Annotated in this window: 20 protein-coding genes; 7 read left to right on the top strand and 13 right to left on the bottom strand. The window is 61.9% G+C overall.

Annotated elements, in window-relative coordinates; all coding sequences use genetic code 11:
* Positions 1-31: 31 nt before the first annotated feature.
* From ACQK2M_RS14005 to ACQK2M_RS13970, 8 genes are all read right to left on the bottom strand, one after another.
* Positions 32-1084, bottom strand: coding sequence for a 4-oxalomesaconate tautomerase (locus tag ACQK2M_RS14005; protein ID WP_425418327.1), 1053 nt, complete (start codon positions 1082-1084; stop codon positions 32-34).
* Positions 1077-1769 carry a 4-carboxy-4-hydroxy-2-oxoadipate aldolase/oxaloacetate decarboxylase gene (locus ACQK2M_RS14000; protein ID WP_425418326.1) on the bottom strand — a complete coding sequence of 231 codons (693 nt, stop codon included), beginning with the start codon at positions 1767-1769 and terminating at the stop codon, positions 1077-1079. The genes ACQK2M_RS14005 and ACQK2M_RS14000 overlap by 8 nt, the downstream gene beginning before the upstream one ends.
* Entirely contained in the window at positions 1769-2500 is a 732-nt protein-coding gene (locus tag ACQK2M_RS13995; RefSeq protein ID WP_223477901.1) for a PIG-L deacetylase family protein, read from the bottom strand. The genes ACQK2M_RS14000 and ACQK2M_RS13995 overlap by 1 nt, the downstream gene beginning before the upstream one ends.
* Before the next feature lie 16 nt (positions 2501-2516).
* On the bottom strand, positions 2517-3482 hold the full coding sequence (locus tag ACQK2M_RS13990) for a VOC family protein (RefSeq protein ID WP_425418325.1): 966 nt from the start codon (positions 3480-3482) through the stop codon (positions 2517-2519).
* 186 nt (positions 3483-3668) lie between these two features.
* Positions 3669-4550 (bottom strand): DUF1932 domain-containing protein, encoded by an 882-nt coding sequence (locus ACQK2M_RS13985; protein WP_425418324.1) that lies wholly within the window; start codon positions 4548-4550, stop codon positions 3669-3671.
* Between the two features lie 30 nt (positions 4551-4580).
* A complete protein-coding gene (locus ACQK2M_RS13980) occupies positions 4581-7799 on the bottom strand; it encodes a 2Fe-2S iron-sulfur cluster-binding protein (RefSeq protein ID WP_425418323.1) in 3219 nt (1072 codons plus the stop codon).
* Between the two features lie 112 nt (positions 7800-7911).
* Entirely contained in the window at positions 7912-8673 is a 762-nt protein-coding gene (locus ACQK2M_RS13975) for an SDR family NAD(P)-dependent oxidoreductase (protein ID WP_425418322.1), read from the bottom strand.
* Positions 8670-10529 carry a feruloyl-CoA synthase gene (locus ACQK2M_RS13970; RefSeq protein ID WP_425418321.1) on the bottom strand — a complete coding sequence of 620 codons (1860 nt, stop codon included), beginning with the start codon at positions 10527-10529 and terminating at the stop codon, positions 8670-8672. Before ACQK2M_RS13970 ends, ACQK2M_RS13975 begins: the two co-directional genes overlap by 4 nt.
* A 152-nt stretch (positions 10530-10681) precedes the next feature.
* Between ACQK2M_RS13970 and ACQK2M_RS13965 the strand changes: the two genes are divergently transcribed.
* The 6 genes from ACQK2M_RS13965 to ACQK2M_RS13940 all read left to right on the top strand — a co-directional run bounded on the left by ACQK2M_RS13965 (position 10682) and on the right by ACQK2M_RS13940 (position 15853).
* Entirely contained in the window at positions 10682-11476 is a 795-nt protein-coding gene (locus tag ACQK2M_RS13965; protein WP_223477907.1) for a crotonase/enoyl-CoA hydratase family protein, read from the top strand.
* Position 11477: 1 nt separating this feature from the next.
* Positions 11478-11960, top strand: coding sequence for a MarR family winged helix-turn-helix transcriptional regulator (locus ACQK2M_RS13960; RefSeq protein WP_425418320.1), 483 nt, complete (start codon positions 11478-11480; stop codon positions 11958-11960).
* Complete coding sequence (locus ACQK2M_RS13955; RefSeq protein WP_425418319.1) at positions 11957-12832, top strand: amidohydrolase family protein; 876 nt, start codon at positions 11957-11959, stop codon at positions 12830-12832. The genes ACQK2M_RS13960 and ACQK2M_RS13955 overlap by 4 nt, the downstream gene beginning before the upstream one ends.
* Positions 12833-12858: 26 nt before the next feature.
* Complete coding sequence (locus ACQK2M_RS13950; RefSeq protein WP_425418318.1) at positions 12859-13983, top strand: C4-dicarboxylate TRAP transporter substrate-binding protein; 1125 nt, start codon at positions 12859-12861, stop codon at positions 13981-13983.
* 74 nt (positions 13984-14057) lie between these two features.
* Positions 14058-14552 carry a TRAP transporter small permease gene (locus ACQK2M_RS13945; RefSeq protein WP_223477911.1) on the top strand — a complete coding sequence of 165 codons (495 nt, stop codon included), beginning with the start codon at positions 14058-14060 and terminating at the stop codon, positions 14550-14552.
* A complete protein-coding gene (locus ACQK2M_RS13940; RefSeq protein ID WP_425418317.1) occupies positions 14549-15853 on the top strand; it encodes a TRAP transporter large permease in 1305 nt (434 codons plus the stop codon). The genes ACQK2M_RS13945 and ACQK2M_RS13940 overlap by 4 nt, the downstream gene beginning before the upstream one ends.
* Before the next feature lie 72 nt (positions 15854-15925).
* On the opposite strand, the gene pobA is transcribed toward ACQK2M_RS13940, so the two are convergent.
* On the bottom strand, positions 15926-17098 hold the full coding sequence (gene pobA, locus ACQK2M_RS13935) for a 4-hydroxybenzoate 3-monooxygenase (RefSeq protein ID WP_425418316.1): 1173 nt from the start codon (positions 17096-17098) through the stop codon (positions 15926-15928).
* An 84-nt stretch (positions 17099-17182) separates the two neighbouring features.
* Between pobA and ACQK2M_RS13930 the strand changes: the two genes are divergently transcribed.
* Positions 17183-18064 (top strand): helix-turn-helix domain-containing protein, encoded by an 882-nt coding sequence (locus tag ACQK2M_RS13930; protein WP_425418315.1) that lies wholly within the window; start codon positions 17183-17185, stop codon positions 18062-18064.
* A 6-nt stretch (positions 18065-18070) separates the two neighbouring features.
* Here the strand turns inward: ACQK2M_RS13930 and kynA are convergent, their stop codons facing one another.
* From kynA to ACQK2M_RS13910, 4 genes are read right to left on the bottom strand one after another with little or no spacing between them, the layout of a single operon-like run.
* Positions 18071-18913: a tryptophan 2,3-dioxygenase gene (gene kynA / locus ACQK2M_RS13925; RefSeq protein WP_425418314.1), complete on the bottom strand. Its 843-nt coding sequence runs from the start codon at positions 18911-18913 to the stop codon at positions 18071-18073.
* Entirely contained in the window at positions 18910-20103 is a 1194-nt protein-coding gene (gene kynU, locus ACQK2M_RS13920) for a kynureninase (protein ID WP_425418313.1), read from the bottom strand. The genes kynA and kynU overlap by 4 nt, the downstream gene beginning before the upstream one ends.
* Positions 20100-20510 (bottom strand): RidA family protein, encoded by a 411-nt coding sequence (locus tag ACQK2M_RS13915; RefSeq protein WP_425418312.1) that lies wholly within the window; start codon positions 20508-20510, stop codon positions 20100-20102. The genes kynU and ACQK2M_RS13915 overlap by 4 nt, the downstream gene beginning before the upstream one ends.
* Before the next feature lie 29 nt (positions 20511-20539).
* Positions 20540-22159, bottom strand: coding sequence for an AMP-binding protein (locus ACQK2M_RS13910; RefSeq protein ID WP_425418311.1), 1620 nt, complete (start codon positions 22157-22159; stop codon positions 20540-20542).

Genomic DNA, 22159 nt, shown 5'->3' with positions numbered 1-22159 from the left:
AATATGTGTCGGATGAAGCCGGCCGCCTCGGCTAAAAGACGACCCCGTCCATCAATTTGCGTGCCGTGCGCAACACGCCCGCCGAAACCAGTTCGCCCTTGTCGTCCAGCGTCGCGACAACCGAGAACTCGCCGGTCGGGTGTTCCACCGAGAGCGTCTTCGGGTTGCCGTCGGGAATAGTCGCGATCTTCGCGGCCGGCCCCGATTTCAGCATGCAGGCCGTGCCGACGCTGACCGCGCCGAGAACGCCGATTGCCTTGTGGCAGCGATGCGGAATGAAGGTGCGTGTCGAAACGCAGCCGCCATTCTTCGCGGGGCTAACCATCGTCATCTTCGGAACCGACTTTTCCTTGACGTCGCCGAGATTCATCATCGGCCCGCAGGCAAGCCGGATCGCCTCCAGCTTCTCGCGCAACGACTCGTTGCCTTCCAGCTCTTCGGGCGTCTCGTCGCCGGTAATGCCCATGTCTTCCGCCGACATGACGACGCAGGGCATGCCATTGTCGATCATCGTCACCTCGACGCCCTCGACCATGTCACTTTCATTGCCCGTCGGCAGCAGCGCGCCGCAGGTCGAGCCGGCCGTGTCCTCGAAGATGATCGGCTGCGGCGCGGACGTGCCGGGCACGCCGTCAATGCTGGCGTCACCTTCGTAACTCACCGCGCCACCCGGCGTCGAAACCGTGGCGATGGCCAGTTGCTCGGTGTTGACCATGAAGATGCGAACATCCGTCGTGCCGTCCTCGGCCTCGACCAGACCGCGCTCTATGGCGAAGGGGCCGACACCGGCGAGGATGTTGCCGCAATTCTGCGAATCCGAAACGATCGCCTGATCGACGAAGACCTGCAGGAACAGATAGTCGACATCGGCCTCTTCCCGCTCGGATTTGTTCACGACCGCGACTTTCGATGTCAGCGGGTCGGCCCCGCCCATGCCGTCGATCTGCCGCGGATCGGGCGAACCCATCACCCGCAGCAGAAAGGCGTCTCGCGCCGCCGTGTCGGCGGGCAGATCCTCGGCAAGGAAGTAGCCTCCCTTCGAGGTTCCTCCCCGCATCCACATGCAGCGCGTTCCGTCAGACATATTTCAGGCCTTTTTCCTTGAGGCGCTCGCGCATCTTGTAGATGTCGAGGCCGAGTTCGCCCGCCTCGAAAAGTGCGCGCTTCTCGGCTTCGTTCGCCTCGCGCGCCTGCGCCTTCTTCAAGACGTCGGCGGCTTCCTCACGGCGGACCACGCAGACGCCGTCATCGTCAGCGACGATCACGTCACCCGGATTGACCAGTTCGCCCGCGCAGACCACCGGCACGTTGACCGAGCCCAGCGTCTCCTTGATCGTGCCCTGCGCGAAAACCGCCTTCGACCAGACCGGGAATTCCATCTCGGTCAGGTCGCGCGTGTCACGCACGCCGGCATCGATGATCAGGCCCTTGCAGCCGCGCACCTTCGCCGAAGTCGCCAGGAGATCGCCGAAATAGCCGGCGTCCGACGGCGATGTCGGCGCGAGGACGAGGATGTCGCCCGCCTTGATCTGCTCGATGGCGACATGGATCATCCAGTTGTCGCAAGGCGGCGCGGAGATCGTCACCGCCGAGGCCGCAAGGCGCGCGCCGGAATAGATCGGCCGCATATAGGCGGCGAGCAGGCCCTTGCGGCCTTGCGCCTCGTGGACCGTCGCCACGCCACATTCGCCAAGACCGTCGATGACAGCCTGGTCGGCACGCTCGATATTCTGGACGACGACGCCCTCTCCAACTGTCGAGCCCGCCATCAGAGTTCGTCCACGGTGCGCGGGAAGATCGACTGGAAGCCTTCGGCGTATTTACAGTCGCGTCCGCCGGCCTGACCGCCGGAATTGCGCTTGAAATGGTTGGCGCGGTTCTCGGCGACATTTTCGTAGAAATGCCACAGGTGTTCCTGACCCTGCATGCACTGGATCGCGGCCCATTTCTTGTCCCAGACCTCGGTGATGTCGAGAAAGACGTCGGGCTTCCATTCCATCTGCTCGGTCTGGTGTGGCTCGAACAGATAGAGCTGCGGCGCGCCAAGCACCTTCTGGCCCGGATTGTGGCCCCAGGCCTGCGCGATCATGCGGCAGGTCAGTGCGAAATCGGTCGTGTACATGTGGTCCGTATTGTACGGATCCCACTTGGAATGGCTCATCATGAAGGCCGGCTGCACGGCGCGGATGACATCGACCATGCGGTCCTGCGTTTCGCGGCCGAGATCGAGCGGATAGTCGCCGACATCGAAGAACTGGATGTCGTGAACGTCGAGCGCCTTGGCGGCGTTCTCGGCTTCCTTGCGGCGCTCGGTCTTGACTGTCTCGAGCGTCATGCCTTCCTTTTTCCAGAGCTTGGCGCTTTCGCCGCGCTCGCCATAGGACAGGCAGACGACGGTGACGTCGTAGCCGCGTTTCTGGTGGAGTGCGATCGCGCCGCCGCAGCGCCAGACGAAGTCGGCGGAATGCGCGCTGATCACCAATGCTGTCTTGTTTGCCATATTGGGCTCCCGTTTCTTAGTGTTTACCCGGAACGGGTGGCGTTCCGTGGGTGTGGAATGTCTCGATGGTCTTGAGGCCCCAGGCCTGACCCTTCTTTCGGTCGGTCTCTGTCCAGCAGACCGGTTCCCATTCGGGATCGAGGATAAGCCGCGCGCCGGCATTGGCCAGTTCGATGCGGTTGCCCGCCGGCTCCCAGACATAGAGGAAGAACGACCCCTGGATCGCATGTTTGTGCGGCCCGGTCTCGATATGCACGCCGTTCTCAAGGAAGATGTCGGCAGCGCGCAGGATATCCTCGCGCTGGTCGGTCGCATAGGTGACGTGATGGAGCCGCCCGGTTCCGCCGCCGCGCTCTTCCGAGCAAACCGTGTCGTAGGTCTTGTTGTTGCAGGAGAACCAGACACCGCCGAGCCGACCATTATCGAGCTGGATATATTCGGTCATCCGGTTGCCGAGGCAGGTCTTCATGAACTCTGCGAAAGCCCGTGCATCCTCGCCAAGCAGGTTCACATGGTCGATGCGGCGCGGGCTGACGCCCTGCGCATGGAAGCGGCTCGACAGGTTCTTCAGCGCCGATGCATCCTCCGGTGGCGCGACATATTTCTTCGTGTCCCAATAGAGTTCGAACACATGGCCGAACGGATCTTCGAACCGGTAGGCCTTGCCGCCATGGCCGAGATCGCCATCGACCCATCCGATCGTCTTGTAGGGGCTTGCGTCGATCGCCGCGACCCGGCGTTCCAGCGCTTCCGGCGACGAGACGCGGTAAGCGACATGGCCGATACCCGTCGTGTCCGACTTGGTCAGCTTCATGGAATGGAATTCATAATCGTCCCAGGCGCGCAGATAAGCAGACGTATCGTCGCGACCGCTTTCCTTCAAACCATAGACGCGGGTGAAGAAATCGAGGCTCTCCTCGAACTTGTCCGTGAACACTTCCACATGCCCGAGATGGGCGACGTCGTAACAAGGTTCGGTCATGTCCCGCCAATCATATCTGACGCTGTTTTCACTGCCACGCCGCGTCGGGACGCGCGTGCTCCTCCGCTCGCTCTGCGAACAGCCTGCAACTCTTAGCGCGATCCCGCGATTCCGGCCAATTCGAGGACGGCTCGCCCGATAAGTTTTGCGTAGAGACCGCGATCCCGCGTCATTGCGCGCCGCCCGTCAGGCGCCCTTCTTCCGGGCCTTGAGAACCGTGTCGGCGATATCCGCCAGCCCACCGCCTTCCGGCACCGCGCAGCCAAGCTCGCCGATCTCGTCATGCAGCGCCGCGATCGCATCGGCCAGCGCGCCGCCATTGGCGAAACCCAGTTCGCGCATCGAATTGGCCGACTCGCGCATCTCGGCCGCGCGCCGCACCCCATGCCGCATGATCCGCTCGAACTCGTATTCGCCGAAGTCCGGCCAGCCGAGCATGTCGTAGGAGCCCGACAGCGACTTGTAGACCTCGTCGTAACAGCCCGCCTCTCTCGCTGCAGAGATCGCCTGCACGGTGATCGCCTCCAGCCCCTTCACGAAAAGCGAGCGGATCATCTTGATGGAAGTGGCCGCCCCCTCCTCCGCACCGACGCTGCGCCATGCGAAAGTAAAATCCGTCAGCACCTTGGTAATATCGTCCTGCTGGTCACCGGCGATCAGAACCGGCGTTTTGTGGCCGCGCGGATGCACTGGCGCCATCACCGCCATGTCGACGTAGCGCGCCCCCTTGCCCCGCACCAGCGCCGCCGTATCCTGCTTGCGCTTCGCGGAGACCGAGTTAATGTCGAGATAGACCTGCTCTCCGGTCAGCCCGCCCTCGACCGACTGTACCGCTTCGAGGCTCGACGCCGCCGTTACCGCCGCGATGATCCAGTCCGCGCCGGCAATCGCCGCGACCGGCCAGTCCGCAAGCGTCACGCCAAGGTCAGCCGCTGCCTTTTCCACATCGCCCCCGGCCGGCGTGCCCTGCTTGATGTCATAGGCGGAAAAGGTCTCGACGCCGCACTCCTTCAAGCTGGCCGTGAAGGCCCGTGCCGCCTCGCCGAATCCGATGAAGGCAATATGCATGATGTCTCGTCTCTGGTTTGAAACTGCTACTTAAAGATCGATCTCGATTGTACCGCCGTCTTCCGCCGCGCGCGACTGGCAAAGGATGATGGCGGTCTCGCGCTGTTTCTTCGACAAGACGAAGTCGCGATGCTCCACCTCGCCCGAAACAAGCCCGCATTTGCAGACGCCGCAAATGCCGTCGGAGCATTTCACGTCGATATGGATGCCGTTCTCGGCCAGCACGTCCGTCGCGGTCTTGTCTTCCGGCACGAGAAACTCGCGGCCTGACTGCGCCAGTTTCAGAGTGAAGGGATGGTTCTCCCATTCCGGCAGTTCCGGCACCGAGAAATATTCGAGATGCCGCGCCTCATCGGGAAAGCCCTGTCGCTCCGCCGCCTCGACGACGCCCTGCATGTAGCGGTCCGGCCCGCATGTATAGACATGCCAACCATCCTCATAGCCGGCGAGCAGGTGATCGAGATTGGCGCGTGTCCCCTCGGCGGTCACATGGACATAGACCTTGTCGTGCCAGGGCACGTGAGCCAGATCGTCCAGATAGCCCGCTAGCTCGCGCGATTTGATCGAGTAATGCATGGCAAAATCCGCGCCGATCGCATGCAGGCGATGCGCCATGGCGATCATCGGCGTAATACCGATACCGCCCCCCATCAGGAAGGTGCGCTTTGCCGTCTCGTCGAGCGGGAAATGGTTGATCGGTCGCGAGATGAAGATCTTGCGACCCTCCGAGAAGATCCGGTGCATTAGTTTCGAGCCGCCGCGCCCCTCGTCCTCGCGCAGCACGCCGATCTGGTATTTCGACCGGTCCGCCGGATCGCCCGACATCGAATATTGCCGCAGGAATTCCGGCGCGACGACGATGTCGAGATGCGCGCCCGCCTCCCATGCCGGCAAGTCTGAGCCGTCGAGCGAGCGGAACTCGTATTTCGTCACGTCGCCGCTCATCTTTTCGGCCTTGGACACGACAACCCGCAGCACCGGGCTCTCCCCGGCGGCGGTGTAGCGATGGACATGGCTCTCGTCGCCTCTGGCTAACCGCGCGCGATATTCCTCCGCCGTGATCATCGCCTGATAGGCCTCGATGCCCTTTTCCCGATCCATCGGGAACGGATAGGGCCAGGGATGCGGCGCGAGGTCGGCGGGATAGACGGCGAGCGTCTGATCCTCGTATTTCAGGTCAAGATCGCGCTGCAAGTCTCTACGATTTATGGGATGTCTCGTCGGCCGGTACGCACCGTCATCCTCCAGCTCGATGTCCCACCACCATTTCTTGACGTCGTTCAGCCCGCCATTGCCCACCGCATCGTCGAGCTTCGCCAAGTAAGGCGCGGCTGACGGAATATTCGACGCCATCCAGCGGAACGGCGCTTCGGCGAACAGGCCTTCGAGGTTCCACGGGCAGGTCTTCATGCAACGCCCGCACATCGCGCCGCCCTCGGTCGTGATACGGTAGGTCGCGCATTTCTGGCTGTCCGACTTCCAGATCTCGTAGCCGTTGAACATCAGTTTCGGGCCCGCCGTGATCGCGCCGGACGGGCATTCGCGGGCGCATTTGTTGCAGCTTTCGCAAAAAGTCTGCAGGCCGAAATCGATCGGCTTGTCATGCGCTACCGGCATGGTCGTGGTGACGACGCCTGACTTCAGCCGCGGCCCAAGATAGGGATTGAGAATCACCTCGCCGATCCGGCTAACCTCACCGAGCCCCGACAGCAGGAGCAGCGGCGGTTGCAGCACCTCGCCGTCCATCACCGTATGCGCCTTGGCCGAATAGCCGAGATTGCGGATCTGCTTGGCGATCACCCCGCCGAGCAGCGAGAAGCGCAGATAGGCGCGCATGGACTGCGCCACAGAGATCCAGTCGTCGCCCGACGCGCCCTCCATGGTCTCGTAACCCTGATCGATGATCATCGAGACCGCCTGGTCATGCGGCGGCGTCAGTTCCGCTCCGGTCGCGTCATGGGAATACCAGGTCCAGTCCGGACAGCGCGAAAGGCCGACCGCATCGACGCCGAGGAAATAGGTCGCCGCCTTGATATTCTCGGCATTGCGCTGTGCATCTTGCGTCGACGCGGCGATCTCCGCCGCTGGCTCGCCATCCTGAAGCAGCACGAATGCGCCCAGCACCCGGCGCTGGCCCATCGAGGGCGCGGCCTTGCGCGCATAATGGCCGCCTTTCGCCCCGTCCTGGCAGGCCTTGCCCATGTCTCCGAACTGGGCGCGCGCGAACATGTCGGTGCGTTTCGGCACCCGCGCCACGCGGTCCTCGTCGATATAGGTCGTCGGTTCGTCGACCCGCTTCAGCTTCTCGAAGGGATGCAAACCGTCGACGAAGCGCCGGTCGGCGAATGGCTCGCGGTTCAGTGCGTTCTTGGCGAAGCCCTTGCCCGTCCACCATGCCGGCCCCTTGGTGCGAAACCAGGGCTGTTCGGCCAATGGCGCGAGTGGCAGGTCCGCGGCGATTTCCATTTCCGTGGTAATGGCAGCGACGCCGAAGCGGCTGCCAACGTACGGATTCGCCAGTTCTCCGTCTTCGACACTTGCGAGCCCAGCCGCCACGGCCAGCCTGTTGAGATCGACATCCGAGGATGTGCCCGTATGCGCCTTTGCGTCGAAACCTAACAGACGGATATAGTTGGCGATAACGACCGCCGTTTCCGACGCCCTCAGGCAGGCGCGCTCCGCCTGCGCATCCATGATCCAGTCCGCGCCCGGCTCGTCCGGCTTCGGATCGCGCGGATATTCATAGAGGAATACGATGGCATGGCTGTGCCCGTTGATCGTCGTGGGCGGCGCCTCCATCGATTCCTTCAGATCGGCCATGATCATGTCGATGCCGGAGGCGAGCGTCTTGGTCTGCCGCGTTCTCAGGTCGTGCTTCAGCCGGTCGATGGCCGGATTGCGGATCGGTTTGTCCAGCAGGTCGGAGCGCGACAGCGCGCAAGCGCCGATCATCGACGCATCGGAGAAATAGCCGAAACCTTTCAGATGATTGGCCCGCTCGACGGGATCCGCCGGGATCTCCGCCCGCGCCTTGTTGACCAGACCGTCGCGAATGGCGTCCATCATCGCCTGGTATTCGCCCATGGCGTTGACGAGGCTTTCCGGCTTGTCCGGTCTCTCGAAGGAAAGCCGCGCCATCGCGGGGATGGAGGCCGCATCGGGCGTCCGGTCCGCCCGGGCGAGGCGCTCAAGCGGATACGGACCCATATGGACCGGGCGATCCCGGTCGGAGAAGAAACGAATGCCCATGCCTCCCATCCATGAACCTGCACCGGCCGGCGCATTTTCCTGAACGTGTTAAGCTAATCGGCGATGACGCGCCACCCGCACCTGTCCCATTTCGCTGTTACCTCTGGCGCCCTTATTTCGGGGCCATACGGATCGCTCCGTCGAGACGGATAACCTCGCCATTCAGATAAGGGTTCTCGATTGCAAACCGGACGAGACTGGCAAATTCCTCCGGCTTTCCGAGGCGCGAAGGATAGGGAATCGATGCGCCGAGGCTCTGCTGGATCTCTTCGGGCATGCCCTGCAGAAGCGGTGTCAGGAAGATACCCGGCGCGATCGTGTTGACGCGGACCCCGAAGCGGGCAAGCTCGCGCGCGATCGGCAGCGCCATCGAAACGATACCACCCTTCGAGGCCGAGTAGGCCGCCTGCCCGATCTGGCCGTCGAATGCTGCCACAGAGGCGGTGTTGACGATGATGCCACGCTCATTGTCGTCCAGCGGCTCCTGCACGGACATGCGGGCAGCCGCGACGCGAAGCATGTTGAACGTGCCGATCAGGTTGACCCGGATGGCGCTCTCGAACTCGCCGAGCGGTTGCGGCCCTTCGCGCCCGACGACACGCCCGGCGGTTCCGATCCCGGCACAGTTGACGAGAATCCGAAGATTGCCGGCGGTCTCCACGGCGGCATCGACCGCCCTGTCGGCGTCTTGCTCGCTCGTAACGTCACCGGCGACGGCAATACCGCCAATTTCGGCGGCTGCTTTCGAAGCGGCGTCGGCATTGCGGTCGAACACCACCACCTTGGCGCCAGACTCGGCGAGCATTCCTGCCACGGCGCGTCCCAGACCGGACGCCCCACCCGTTACGATTGCGCCTGCACCTTCCAGCTTCATACCGCCTCCCTGAGTTTACGGATCAGCATGACCCGCCTGTCGTGATTGTTGTAAAGCGCCTCGGCCAGGTCATCGCGATTGCGCAGAACCGCGCGCTGGTTGAGCGATCCCTTGTCGGTCACCTCGCCGGCGTCGAAAGACAATTCATCGTCGAGGAATATCGCGCGCACGACACGCGTCGCCGAACCGGTGGACTTTGCCGCATGGGCATCGAGCAGTTCCTCCATGCGCTTATGAACGTTCTCGTGCGCGAGGACCCTGGTGTCGGTCATTTCATCGCCACCTGGCACCAAGGCCCGAAGTTTCGGCATGAAGGGAATCAGAATCGCGCCGAGTTCGTCACGGTTCTCACCGACAAGCACGACATCGCGAACAAGCCCGCCGAACTGGTCCACCAGCTTGGCGCGCAAGGCGCCAACGGCAACCCACGTGCCCGTTCGCAGTTTGAAATTCTCGGTGATTCGACCATCAAAGTAGAAGCCCTTCGATGCATCGCCCGGGACGGCGAAGCGCAGGGCATCTCCAAGCTGGTAGAAGCCCTCTTCGTCGAACGCCTCGGCGGTCAGTTTCGGGTTGCGCCAGTAGCCGGGCGTCACATTCGGTCCCTTGATGCGAACTTCGAGCTTGTCGTCATGCGGAAGCAGTTTCAGGACGACACCCTGCGACGGAACGCCGACATTACCGGCGATTTCCTGCTCTTCCATACACATCAGTGCAAAGGGCGCCGTCTCCGTCGCGCCAAGTCCGGTACCCAGGAATACGCGATGGCCGGTCGTCTGAGCCGCAAGATCGTTCAGGCGATCCCACGTGTGCTGTCCCATCGCGGCAGCGGCATACATCATCATGCGCAGCTTCTTGAAGAAGCTCTCGCGAAGGACATCGTCCTTTTCCATCGCATTGACGAGCAATTCGTATCCGGCCGGTACATTGAAATACCATGTCGGCGAGACTTCCCGCAGGTTGCGGATCGTGATTTTCATGCCTTCGCGCGAGGGCTTGCCGTGATCGATATAGAAAGTCCCGCCAGTGAAGATCATCAAGTTGAAGACCTTGTTGCCGCTGGCGACATGGCTCCACGGCGCCCAATCGACGACCACCGGCGGCTCTTCTTGCATAAAGGCGTAGCAGTCGGTCACCATCGCAATGTTCGAGCACAGCATACGATGGGTGGTGATGACCGCCTTGGGCGAACCGGTCGTGCCTGAGGTGAAGAGAAATTTCGCGACCGTATCCGGCCCGACCGTGGCGTGAGCCTGATCCACTTCCGGTCCGGGCATTGTCTCCAGAACATCATCGAACAGGAAGCAGTCGCGTCCGCCGATCGGCTCGGTGACGACGACCGCCTCGACTTCCGGCCCGAACACCATGTCGATGGCGCGATGATACGCCGACCCGTCCTGCGCGAAGACCATTCCCGGCGTCAGCTGGCCGGCGATGTCGCGCAGCTTGGCGCAGTCTTCCGAGATGAGAGAGTAGGCGGTCGAGACGGCAGCGGAGGGAATGCCCACATGCTGCGCGCCAAGCGCCATCAGCGCGTGCTCGATCGAGTTGTGAGACAGGATCAGCAACGGGTTTTCCGCGGAAAGCTTGTTTTCGAGAAGGAATGCGGAAATCGCCCGCACCTTTTTAAGCGCCTCGCCATAGGTGACCTTGCGCCAGTCCCCGGCCCCGTCGCGCTCGGCCATCCAAACACGGTCAGGCGCGGTCTCCGCCCAATAGACCAGGCGTTCCGTTACCCGATCCGGATATTGTCCGAGCTCATCCTTTCGGCTGACGATCCAGGTTCCATCGTCGCGCTTCTCGGTAACGATTTCCGGGGACCAGACAGCGATTTCTCGCAATGGAGCAGCGGACATTAGTTCCTCCCAAAATGCCCATGAATTCAGCTTGACCGCGGACGGCCATTGACGCAATGGTCGATGTTCGTATATTTCAAAACATTATCCTAGTAAACAATTTCAAGTGCACATATAACCAATAAGGCCGAATGGCCGTGGCGGGAGGACTAATGGAAAAGGCGGTTCAAGACGGTTTCGTCACCTACGAGCTCGACGGCGATGTCGCACTTATCGGCCTGAACAGGCCCAATAAGCGCAATGCGATCAGCGACTCCTTCGTCGAAGCTATCGCCGATGTCGTCATGCGGGCCGAAGATGAAGCCAAGGCGGGCGTCATTTACGGCCATGGCGATCATTTCTGTGCCGGCCTGGACCTCGCCGAACACGTCAAGAAATCTCCGGTGGAAGGTGTGCGCGGCTCACGCCGCTGGCACGCGGTCTTCGGCATGATCGAGCACGGCGCCATTCCGTGGGTCGCGGCACTGCACGGCGCGGTGGTTGGCGGCGGCCTGGAGCTCGCCTCATCGACCCATATCCGCGTCGCTGACGAAAGCGCATTCTTCGCCCTTCCCGAAGGCCAGCGCGGCATCTTTGTCGGTGGCGGCGGTTCGGTTCGCGCCGCGCGCCTGATGGGCGCCGCCCGCATGACCGACATGATGCTGACCGGCCGGGTTGCAAGCGCAGAGGAGGCCGAACGCTGGAACCTTGTCCAGTATCGCGTCGGGCGCGGTGACGCCAAGGCCAAGGCGCTCGAACTGGCGCATTCGGCCGCCGGGAACGCGGAGCTGTCCAATTTCGCCGTCATTCACGCCCTGCCCCGTATCCAGGACATGGCCAAGGAGGACGGCTTGTTCGTCGAGTCGCTGATGGCATCTTTTACGGCGACCAGTCCGGAAGCCGAGGAGCGGTTGCGTGCCTTTCTCGAAAAACGCGCCAAGCGGCTGAACATTCCGGGAAGCCAGTGACATGGCGCCCTTGGCCTTGAACCAGCAGATCAGCGAAGACGAGGTCGATATGCGGGATCTTGGTGATTCGATCGGCTTCCTCACCCGCCTTGCACAGGTGAAGACATACGAGACCTTCTTCGAGGACCTCGGCGCACACGGATTGCGGCCCGGGGAATATTCCACTGTCCTCCTGATCGGCCGCAATCCGGGCATCCGGCAGGGCATGGTCGCCCAGAAGCTGCGAATCAAACCGGCACACATGACCAAGCTGATCCGCGCCCTCGAGGATCGCGGACTCGTGGACCGGACGATACCCGATCACGACCGCAGGTCGGTCGAGTTGACCCTGACGCAGACGGGCCGTCAGTTCGTCGATGAGCACCGTTTGTCCTTCGCCCGGCACGAGACGAGACTGAACAAAGCCCTGACGCCGGACGAACTACGCTCGCTCAAACGGCTTCTACGCAAATATGTCGATTTCGACGGGGAGGAAACGGCGTGAATTTCGACGCACTCAAGGCATTCGACATCCACACACATGCCGAGGAGCCGTGCTGCGGCCCGCGTGACGATGGCTACGATGAGTTCCAGTCCGGCATGGCCTCCTACTTCAAGAACCCGGCCGGCCGCGATGGCATGCTGCCGAGCGTGCAGGACACCGCCGCATATTATCGCGAACGCAATATTGGCTGCGTGATCTTTCCCGTGGACGCCGAGCGCGAGACCGGGTTCCGCCGCTATTCGAACGAGGAAGTCGCCGGGATTGCCGCCGAGAATTCGGATATCATGATCCCCTTCGCGTCGATCGATCCGGCCAAGGGAAAAGCCGGCGCCCGGGAAGCGCGGCGACTCGTGCGCGACTTTGGCGTGCGCGGCTTCAAATTCCATCCGACCATGCAGGGCTTCTATCCCAGTGAGCGCTGGGCCTATCCGCTCTACGAGGCCATTGCCGAGGAAGGCGCGATCATGCTTTTCCACACCGGCCAGACAGGTGTTGGTTCCGGCATGCGCGGCGGCATGGGAATGCGGCTGAAATTCTCCAACCCGATGTATATCGACGACGTCGCGGTGGATTTCCCGGACACTCCGATCATTCTGGCTCACCCGTCCTTTCCGTGGACAGAGGAAGGGCTCGCCGTCGCCCAGCACAAGCCGAATGTCTATTTCGACATGTCCGGCTGGTCGCCGAAATACTTTCCGCCGATTTTCGTTCACTATGCCAATACGATCCTTAAGAAGAAGATGCTCTTCGGTTCGGACTGGCCTGCTATCACGCCAGATCGCTGGCTCAGCGATTTCGAAAAGATCGGGATCAGGGATGAGGTGCGTCCCCTGATTCTGAAAGAGAACGCGAGGAAATTGCTCGCGCTCTGAGTTTCCACGCATCAAGGGAGGAATCGATGAAGAAACTGCTCGCAGCATTCCTGGCCGCTTCGGCCATCGCGCTCGGCGGCACCGGCATGGCGGACGCACGCGAACTGCGTATCGCGCCTGCCGCGCCGCCGCCGCATCCGGCGAACGGTGTCATGTACACCAATTTCGCGAAATACCTTCCGGAGGAATCCGACGGCCGCCTCACCGCGACCATGCTCGGACCGGAAGTGGTCAACCTTGGCCAGATGAAGGACGCCCTGCAGTCGCAGATCGCGGAAGTCGGCAACCTGTTGCCGCTCTACTTCCCGGCCGATCTGCCGATGATGTCGGTCACCGGCCAGTTATCGCTGACCGGCACCAACTCGCAAGCGATGGGCGCGGCACTGACCGAATTCGTGGTCAACTGCACCCCCTGCCAGGAAGAGATGAAGAGCCTGAACTTCGTCTTTCTCGGCTCGGGCGCTTCGGACGTCTACGAGTTCCTGACCACCAAGCCCATCCACAACGCCGAGGATCTCAAAGGCCTTCGCCTTCGGTCCGGCGGCGCGCCATGGGCGCGTTTTGCGGAGCATTTCGGTGCGACGCCGGTTCAGATGTCGGTCTTCGACCAGTTCGAGGCGATGAACTCCGGCACGATCGACGGCACGATGGCCTCCATCGCCGACATGCTGTCCTTCCGCCTCGTCGAAGTGGCCAAATACGTCACTTACGCTCCGCTCGGTCTCTACTTCTCGACGTCGAACTTCACCGTCTCCAAGGCAACCTGGGACGAGCTTTCGACAGAGGATCGCGCGGCCATGGTGCGCGCGGCGAACCGCGCAAACGCGGACTTCACCAATCGCTGGGGATCCACGATGCCTGGCGAGGCCGAAGCCGCATCGCGGGAAGCCGGCGTCGAGTTCATCGAGGCCGATCCCGAGTTCGTCGAAGAGATCGAGCAGTTCATCCAGGATGACATCGAGACTGCCGGAACCTATTCGCAGGAGCAGTTCGGCATCGAAGATGCGCCGGATCAGATCCAGCAGTTCCTCGCGCTCGTCGAGAAGTGGACAGCAATCGCGGAAGAAGAAAACGACGACCCGGTCGCCATGTCCAAGCGCGTCTATGACGAGGTCTGGTCCAAGGTCGATTACGCCACTTACGGCCAGTAAAGCACGACAGATCGCCGGGAGCTCAGGCTCCCGGCGGCACAGTTGCACTGAAACCGGTTCTTTCGAGGAAACCCATGCGCCTGCTTTCCCGCGTGCAGGACGGTCTCTTGGCGCTGCTTGCGCTGATCGGCGCGCTCGCCGTCATCGCGCTGATGCTGCATGTCGTCACGGACGTCGCGATGCGCAACCTGACCAACACGCCTATTCCGGCGACATATGAAATCGTAACCCATTACTACATGATCTCCCTCGCCTTCATCCCGCTTGCCTGGGTGGAACGCGGTGGCGGCATGGTGCAGGTCGAGGTGATCGAACCTTTTCTGGGACCTCGTGCGCTTTCCTGGTCCGACCGGCTCGTGGCCCTGATTTCCACAGTGATCTACGGCGCGCTGGCGTGGTTTACCTGGCTCACCGCACTCAAGAATTTCGATACGGGCGTCTTCGTGATGGCCCAGAACATTCCGGTCGCCACCTGGCCAGCCTATTTCCTTCTGCCGCTCGGCTTCTTCCTCGCCGCCCTGACAACGGCGATCCGCATGTTCCAACCGACACGTGAGGTCGAGCAATGAGCGTCGCCACCGGCTTTGCGGGTGTTTTCCTGCTTTTCGTTCTGTTGGCGCTGCGTGTCCCGGTCGCGCTGGCGCTCATCGCCGTCCCCGTCGCCGGCATCGCCTGGTTGATTGGCTGGGCGCCGGCGATCGGCATCCTGTCGTCTACGCCGTTTTCCTTCGTGGCCAACTGGACGTTGTCGGCTGTGCCGATGTTCCTGCTGATGGGCTTCATCGCCTTCCACACCGGCCTGACCGGCGGCCTGTTCGACGCGGCGAAAGCCGTTCTGCGCCGCATTCCCGGCGCCCTCGCCATATCGTCGATTTTCGCCTGTTCCGGCTTTGCGGCTGTCTGCGGCTCGTCGCTGGCGACGGCTGCTGCGATGGGGCGGATCGCGATCCCCGAAATGGTGAAGTCGGGCTATGCGCCGAGCTTCGCTGCCGGCTCGATCGCGGCGGGCGGAACGATCGGCGCGCTGATCCCGCCTTCGATCCTGATGATCGTCTACGGCGTCTTTGCCGAGACGTCGGTGACACAGGTTTTCCTCGGCGGCATCACGATCGGAATTCTGACTGCGATCGCCTATTCGATCGTCGTTCTGCTGACATGCTGGTTGCGGCCGGACATCGCCCCGCCGAAACCGCTCGATGCCGAAGGAATCGACACCAGGACCGCGATCCTGAACATCTGGCCCGTGCTGCTGCTCATGGTCATCGTCTTCGGCGGCCTGTTCTCCGGCGTCTTCACGGCGACCGAAGCAGGCGCGGTCGGCGCCATCGGCTCGATCCTCATATCGGTGGCAACCCGCCGGCTGACCTGGGACGTCTTCAAGACCTCGATGATCGAAACACTGATGACCTCGTCGTCGCTGTTCATCATCGGCGTGGGCGCATCCATGTTCACCCGCTTCCTCGGGCTGACCGGACTGACCGGATTCATCTCGGCCACGGTGAACGGCGCCGACCTCGGTTATGTCGAGCTGATGTTCATCGTGGTCATGCTTTATCTCGTGCTCGGCATGTTCATGGAGCCGTTCGGCGCGATGCTCGTGACGCTTCCGGTCCTGCTGCCGATCTTCAAGACACAGGGCATCGACCTGGTCTGGTTCGGCGTCCTCTGCGTCAAACTGCTTGAGATCGGCATGATCACGCCGCCGGTCGGGCTCAACGTCTTCGTCATACGAAACGTGGCGAGCCAATACGCCACGGTCGTGCAGATATTCAAAGGCGTGATTCCGTTCCTGCTGGTCGATCTGCTGGTCGTCGCGATCGTGATCGCGCTGCCGCAGATCGTGCTCTACCTGCCATCCCTGATGAAATGAGGCACCGGCGACAAAAAAAGCCCGGACAACCGTCGTTGGTTGCCCGGGCTTTTCCGTTTGTCTCGGAGTAACTTAGAAAGGCAGTCCGACGTAGTTCTCGGCCAGCGAGCCAAGCGCCGCCTCGGACGAGAACAGATACTCGAGATCCGTCTGCTGCAGCTTCTGGTCGTAGGGAATACTGTCCGGGAAGGTGTGAAGAAGCGTCGTCATCCACCAGGAAAAACGCTGCGCTTTCCAGACACGAGCCAAGGCCTTCGCGGAATAGGCATCGAGCCCGGAATCGTCGCCGTTCTTATAGTGATCCACCATCGCGTGATAGAGATAGTAGATATCCGAAGCCGCGCTGTTCAGACCGCGTGCGCCGGTCGGCGGCACGATATGCGCCGCATCGCCCGCGAGGAACAGGTTTCCATATCGCATCGGCTCGGCAACGAACGATCGCAGCGGCGCGATCGACTTTTCGATCGAAGGTCCGGTCTCCATGCGGCCGGCGACATCCTCGGGCAGCCGCCGCTTCAACTCGGCCCAGAAATCGTCGTCCGACCAATCCTCGACGCTGTCAGACAGCGGCACCTGGATATAGTAGCGGCTCAGCACCCGCGACCGAAGGGAACACAGCGCAAAACCGCGCTCGTGCCGGGCATAGATCAGTTCCGGGGAGACCGGCGTCGTGCGCGAAAGCACGCCGAGCCAGCCAAACGGATAGACCTTCTCATACTCGGTCAAAACGTCGCTCGGGATCGATTTGCGGCTGACTCCGTGGAAGCCATCCGCGCCAATGACGAAATCGCAGTCGATGCGAACGATCTCGTCTCCCTTGCGGTAGGTGACATAGGGAGTGTCGGACTTCAGGTCGTGCGGCTTCACGTCCTCCGCATTGTGGATGACGACCCCGTCCATCTTGTCGCGCGCATCGTAAAGATCGCGCGTCAGTTCCGTCTGGCCGTAGACGACAACCGACGAACCGCCGGAATATTTGTGCAGATCGACGCGGTCCAGCTTGCCATCATGCGAGATGTAGAAGCCTTCATGCGTTTCGCCTTCGTTGTCCATGCGCTCGCCACATTGCGCTTCACGCATCAACTCGGCAAAGCCATGTTCCAGAACACCGGCACGGATACGGCTCAGCACATATTCACGGCTGTGCTTTTCCAGCACGACCGTATCGATTCCCCGAAGATGAAGAAGCTGCGAGAGCATCAACCCCGACGGGCCACCACCGATAATACAAACCTGTGTTTTCATAAAAAATCCTCCACATGGACGAAAATATCACCGAACACATTGACCGGAATGGACGACAGTCCAGAATACTTGTACAAATCGAACATGGATAACGTTCCGACTGCCCTGCCCGTCCTGAGCTGCAACCTGTTCGGCGAAGCCGGCGACCTGCCCGACGTCGTTCATTGCGAGACGATTGAAGTGCGCTCCAAGCTGCATGGCTGGGAGCTTACACCGCACCGGCACGCAAGATTGCACCAGGTCCTGTTGATCGAGAGCGGTGGTGGGCGCGCGACGATGGAAGGTCACGGATTGGCGCTCGCACCGCAAACGCTGATCAATGTGCCGATGGGATCGGTGCATGCCTTCACCTTCGTTCCGGACACACAAGGCTGGGTGGTCACGCTCGCGGCCGAAGTCATCGACGAAATTCTCGATCCATCGGAGGGACTGCGCCCCGTTCTCGCGCGTCCAGCGGTACTGTCGGCGGGAACCACGGCATCCATGATCATGCGGCAGATATTCGACGAGCATGCCGGGCGACGCTTTGCCCGTGCGCAAATTCTGCGCTCATTGTCAGGCGTTCTTCTCGGCGAGGTCGCCCGCAGACTTTCCACCGACGAACCCGCCAGACCGAAAACGACGGACAATACGATCTTCCGGCGCTTCGAGGCGCTTCTGGAGGAGCACCTGATAGAGCACTGGTCGGTGGCCGACTATGCAAAGGCGCTCTCGATCACGCCGACACATCTGAGCCGCATGACGCGCGCCGCGATTGGCCAGCCAGCCACGAGATTGATCGAAGAGCGCATGATCCGCGAAGCGCGGCGCAACCTGGTCTACACCAACCTGCCCGTCTCGAAGATCGCCTATGCGCTCGGATACAACGATCCAGCCTATTTCAGCCGGGTCTTCAGCCAGGCCACCGGCATGTCGCCGCGCGAATTCCGCATGCGCGTCGAAGCGCAGGGCGCGTTCCATGCGTGAATGGCGTCAGAGCACAGTGCGCACATGCCAGAGTTCGGGGAACAGCTCGACCTCCAGCATCCGCTTGAGATAGCTCACCCCTCCGGTTCCGCCGGTTCCGCGCTTGAAGCCGATCACCCGTTCGACCGTGGTCACGTGGTTGAAACGCCAGCGTCGGAAATAGTCCTCGAAATCCACCAGCTTCTCGGCGAGCTCATAGAGCTCCCAATGCGTCTCCGGCTCTTCGTATACGACCCGCCACGCATCCATGACGCCATCGTCGGCCGCGTGAGTCCGCGAGACATCTCGGTCCAATACACCGGTCGGTATCTCGACGCCCTTGCGGGCGGCAAGCCGCAGGACCTCGTCATAGAGGCTCGGCCGCGTCAGTTCTTCCTCGAGAAGCGACACGATATCGGCGCGATGCGCATGCGGGCGCAGCATGGCGTGATTGCGATTCCCGAGGACATATTCGATCAACCGGTACTGCCACGACTGGAAGCCCGAGGATTTATCCAGCGCATCGCGAAAGCGCGTATAGTCGCTAGGCGTCATCGTGCGCAGAACGTCCCAGGCGGAGTTCAACTGCTCGAAGATCCGGGAAACGCGCGCCAGCATCTTCATCGCCGGCTGCAAGCGGTCCTCGGATATCGCTTTTCTAGCGGCAATGAGTTCATGGATCGCCAGCCGCATCCAGAGTTCGGAGGTTTGGTGCTGAACGATGAAGAGCATCTCGTCATGCGCGTCGCTCAGCGGCTCCTGCGCGCCGAGAATGGCGTCGAGATGAAGGTAGTCGCCATAGGACATGCGCCCGTCGAACTGCATCGTCGCGCCTTCGCGGGACGGATCGTAATCGTCGCCGATCGTCATGTGACCGCCTCGCGCTTCAGGAATTCCGGTCTGTCCCACTCGCCTCTCTCCACGATCTCGCACAACGTCGCCGCGGCGCGTCGCACCTCGTCTTCGGTGTTGTAGAGCGGACAGAAGCCGAAACGCATCCGGTCCGGCGCCCGAAAATCTCCGATCACGCCGCGCGCGATCAAAGCCTGCATCGCCGCGTATCCTTCGCGAAATCGGAAAGAGACCTGGGATCCGCGCTCCGCCGGATCGCGCGGACTGGCAAGTGAAACCTGCGTCGTCCCGGATTCAACCAGGCTTATGAAAAGCTCGCTGAGTTCGATCGACCGCGCGCGGATATCCTCCATGTCAATCTCGTCCCAGACATCGAGCGCCGCATCGAGCACCGCCATCTGGATCACGGGCGGTGTCCCGACCCGCATCCGCGCGATGCCCGGCGCCGGGCGATAATCGAGATCGAAGGCGAATGGCGCATCATGACCAAGCCAGCCCGAAAGCGCAGGCATTACAACATCTTGCAGGTCTGGCTTCACGTAGATAAACGCCGGTGCACCCGGCCCACCATTGAGATATTTGTAGGTGCAACCGGTCGCCATATCGACGCCGCAACCGGCAAGATCGACCGGAACGGCGCCCGCCGAATGGGCCAGATCCCAGATCGAAATCGCGCCCGCCTCATGCGTCAGCCGCGTGATGCCGGCCATGTCGTGCATGCGGCCGGTCCCGTAATCGACATGGGTCAGCATGACCGCGGCGATCGTCTCGTCGATCGCGCCAGAAACCTCTTCCGGCGCGACGATCCGCAATTCATGTCCCTTGCCGAGAGAGCGCAGGAGGCCATCCGCCATATAGAGATCGGTCGGGAAATTCCCGCTGTCGGAAAGGACGACCTTCCGTTCAGGCCGCAGTTCGAGCGCTGCGGCGAGCGCCTGGTAGACCTTTATGGACAGCGTATCGCCGATAACGACGCTGCCCGGTTGCGCACAAACCAGCCGGCCGATCCGATCACCGAGCCGGATGGGCATCTCCATCCAGCGCGCCTTGTTCCAGCCGCCGATCAGCATCCCGCCCCATTCATCGGTCATCGTCCGATTTGCGCGCGAGACCGCGTTTCCGGGCAAGGGCCCGAGCGAATTGCCGTCGAGGTAGATGACACCGTCCGGCAGATCGAAGAAATCACGCGTCGCAGCGAAGTCGGTCATGACGCCGCTCCGGATTTGCCGATTTCGGCCGTTGCCTCGATTTCCACCAAAGCCTCATCCTCCAGAAGAGCGGCCACAACGATCAACGTCATGGCCGGAAAATGCCGTCCCATCACGCGCCGGTACGCCTCGCCGACTTCGCGTTGGCGCGCGACATATTCCTTCTTGTCAGTCACGTACCAGGTCAAACGGACGATGTCGGCGACCTCACCGCCCGCCCGGCGCACGACCGCCGCGATATTGGCCAGAGCCTGCTCGGTCTGCCCGACGAAATCATGCGTTTCGAAGACCTGGTCGCCATTCCAGCCGATCTGCCCACCGACATAAAGGCGCGATCCGTCCACGAGCATGCCATTGGCATAGCCCTTCGGCTGAACCCACTCGGTAGGATTGACGGTCTCGATCATGTTCGCTTTCCAATCAGATAGTATAAGGGTCAGGCGTCAGCGCGCAGGCGGAAACGCTGGATCTTGCCAGTCTGGGTTTTCGGCAGGGCATCGGTGAACACCACCGATCGCGGATATTTATAAGGCGCGATCGTATCCTTGACGTGTTGCTGAAGCCGCAGCACCGTCGCCGCATCGCGCGCCACGCCATCGACGATCACCACATGTGCTTCGACAATCTGGCCGCGATCCTCGTCCGGCACACCGACAACCGCGCATTCGACGACGTCCGGATGGGCAAGCAAGGCGGCCTCGACCTCGGGGCCGGCAATGTTGTATCCGGCCGAGACGATCATGTCGTCATTGCGCGCGGCGAAGTGGAAATACCCTTCCTCGTCCTGCCAGAACGAGTCGCCCGTCAGGTTCCAGCCGTCGCGGACATAGTCGGATTGACGCGTATCGGCGAGATACCGGCACCCGGTCGGGCCTTTCACGGCGAGCTTTCCGACTGTGCCGCGCGGCGCTTCGTTCATCGCTTCATCAACGATCTTCGCCTCGTATCCACCGACCGGCTTTCCCGTACAGGCAGGGCGGGAATCACCGAAACGGTTCGAGATGAAGATATGCAGCATCTCCGTCGCGCCGATGCCGTCGAGCATCGGCTTGCCGGTCTTCTCCATCCATTGCTCATAAACCGGACCCGGCAGCGTCTCGCCCGCCGAAACGGCGGCGCGCAGGGAGGAAAGATCCGCCCCCTCCTCCATCGCCGTCAGCATGGCGCGGTATGCGGTGGGAGCGGTGAAGCACACGGTTGCGCCATAGGTCTGGATGATTTCGACCATGTTGGGCGGCGTGGCGCTTTCGAGGAGCGTCGCAGCAGCCCCGAAACGCAATGGAAAGACCGCGAGCCCGCCGAGGCCGAATGTGAAGGCAAGCGGCGGGGAACCGACGAATACATCGTCCGGCGTGACGCCAAGCACCTCCCTGGCATATCCGTCGGCGATGATCAGAAGATCACGGTGGAAGTGCATCGTCGCCTTGGGCTCACCGGTCGTGCCCGAGGTAAAGCCCAGCAGGGCGACATCGTCACGTCCTGTCTTCACGCTCTCGAAGAGAACGGATTTCCGCAGCGCAAGGCGGTCGAGTTCCGCGTCATGATTGGCCGTGCCGTCGAATCCGACCACCTTGTCGAGGTAGTCGCTGGTCTTCGCACAGGCGACCAGTTCGTCCATCAGCCGCGTGTCGCACAGCGCCAGCGATATTTCCGCCTTGTCGACGATTTTCGAGAGCTCGCCCGCGCGCAGCATCGGCATCGTGTTGACGACCACGGCACCAGCCTTCGTGGCGGCAAGCCACGCGGCGACCATGGCCGGATTGTTGGCCGAACGCACCAGGATGCGATTGCCGGGCTGGATACCATAATCCTCGACCAGCACATGGGCGATGCGGTTGGTCCAGTCGGTCAGCTCCTTGTAGGTGCGTTGACGGCCATTCCCGATCAACGCGGTATGATCCCCGAAACCGCGCGCCACCATGCCGTCCGTAAGTTCGTAGCCGGCATTCATCCATTCCGGATAATCGAACCCGTCCAGCAGGAACTCCGGCCACTGATCGGACGGTGGCAGGTTGTCTCGGGTGAAGCTGTCGGCATGTCCGCTGGGTCCAAGCAT

The sequence above is a fragment of the Oricola indica genome, assembly GCF_965227485.1.
GTDB lineage: Bacteria > Pseudomonadota > Alphaproteobacteria > Rhizobiales > Rhizobiaceae > Oricola > Oricola indica.
This window is presented reverse-complemented; position numbering and strand designations above follow the sequence as displayed.

What these genes read in the sequence shown, in the direction of transcription:
- ACQK2M_RS13990 (WP_425418325.1), bottom strand. Translation starts at nt 3,482, where the DNA reads ATGACCGAACCTTGTTACGACGTCGCCCATCTCGGGCATGTGGAAGTG.
- pobA (WP_425418316.1), bottom strand. Translation starts at nt 17,098, where the DNA reads ATGAAAACACAGGTTTGTATTATCGGTGGTGGCCCGTCGGGGTTGATG.
- ACQK2M_RS13975 (WP_425418322.1), bottom strand. Translation starts at nt 8,673, where the DNA reads ATGAAGCTGGAAGGTGCAGGCGCAATCGTAACGGGTGGGGCGTCCGGT.
- ACQK2M_RS13985 (WP_425418324.1), bottom strand. Translation starts at nt 4,550, where the DNA reads ATGCATATTGCCTTCATCGGATTCGGCGAGGCGGCACGGGCCTTCACG.
- ACQK2M_RS13980 (WP_425418323.1), bottom strand. Translation starts at nt 7,799, where the DNA reads ATGGGCATTCGTTTCTTCTCCGACCGGGATCGCCCGGTCCATATGGGT.
- ACQK2M_RS13945 (WP_223477911.1), top strand. Translation starts at nt 14,058, where the DNA reads ATGCGCCTGCTTTCCCGCGTGCAGGACGGTCTCTTGGCGCTGCTTGCG.
- ACQK2M_RS13940 (WP_425418317.1), top strand. Translation starts at nt 14,549, where the DNA reads ATGAGCGTCGCCACCGGCTTTGCGGGTGTTTTCCTGCTTTTCGTTCTG.
- ACQK2M_RS13995 (WP_223477901.1), bottom strand. Translation starts at nt 2,500, where the DNA reads ATGGCAAACAAGACAGCATTGGTGATCAGCGCGCATTCCGCCGACTTC.
- ACQK2M_RS14000 (WP_425418326.1), bottom strand. Translation starts at nt 1,769, where the DNA reads ATGGCGGGCTCGACAGTTGGAGAGGGCGTCGTCGTCCAGAATATCGAG.
- kynA (WP_425418314.1), bottom strand. Translation starts at nt 18,913, where the DNA reads ATGACGATCGGCGACGATTACGATCCGTCCCGCGAAGGCGCGACGATG.
- ACQK2M_RS13930 (WP_425418315.1), top strand. Translation starts at nt 17,183, where the DNA reads ATGGATAACGTTCCGACTGCCCTGCCCGTCCTGAGCTGCAACCTGTTC.
- ACQK2M_RS13915 (WP_425418312.1), bottom strand. Translation starts at nt 20,510, where the DNA reads ATGATCGAGACCGTCAATCCTACCGAGTGGGTTCAGCCGAAGGGCTAT.
- ACQK2M_RS13960 (WP_425418320.1), top strand. Translation starts at nt 11,478, where the DNA reads ATGGCGCCCTTGGCCTTGAACCAGCAGATCAGCGAAGACGAGGTCGAT.
- ACQK2M_RS13910 (WP_425418311.1), bottom strand. Translation starts at nt 22,159, where the DNA reads ATGCTTGGACCCAGCGGACATGCCGACAGCTTCACCCGAGACAACCTG.
- ACQK2M_RS13965 (WP_223477907.1), top strand. Translation starts at nt 10,682, where the DNA reads ATGGAAAAGGCGGTTCAAGACGGTTTCGTCACCTACGAGCTCGACGGC.
- kynU (WP_425418313.1), bottom strand. Translation starts at nt 20,103, where the DNA reads ATGACCGACTTCGCTGCGACGCGTGATTTCTTCGATCTGCCGGACGGT.
- ACQK2M_RS13950 (WP_425418318.1), top strand. Translation starts at nt 12,859, where the DNA reads ATGAAGAAACTGCTCGCAGCATTCCTGGCCGCTTCGGCCATCGCGCTC.
- ACQK2M_RS13970 (WP_425418321.1), bottom strand. Translation starts at nt 10,529, where the DNA reads ATGTCCGCTGCTCCATTGCGAGAAATCGCTGTCTGGTCCCCGGAAATC.
- ACQK2M_RS14005 (WP_425418327.1), bottom strand. Translation starts at nt 1,084, where the DNA reads ATGTCTGACGGAACGCGCTGCATGTGGATGCGGGGAGGAACCTCGAAG.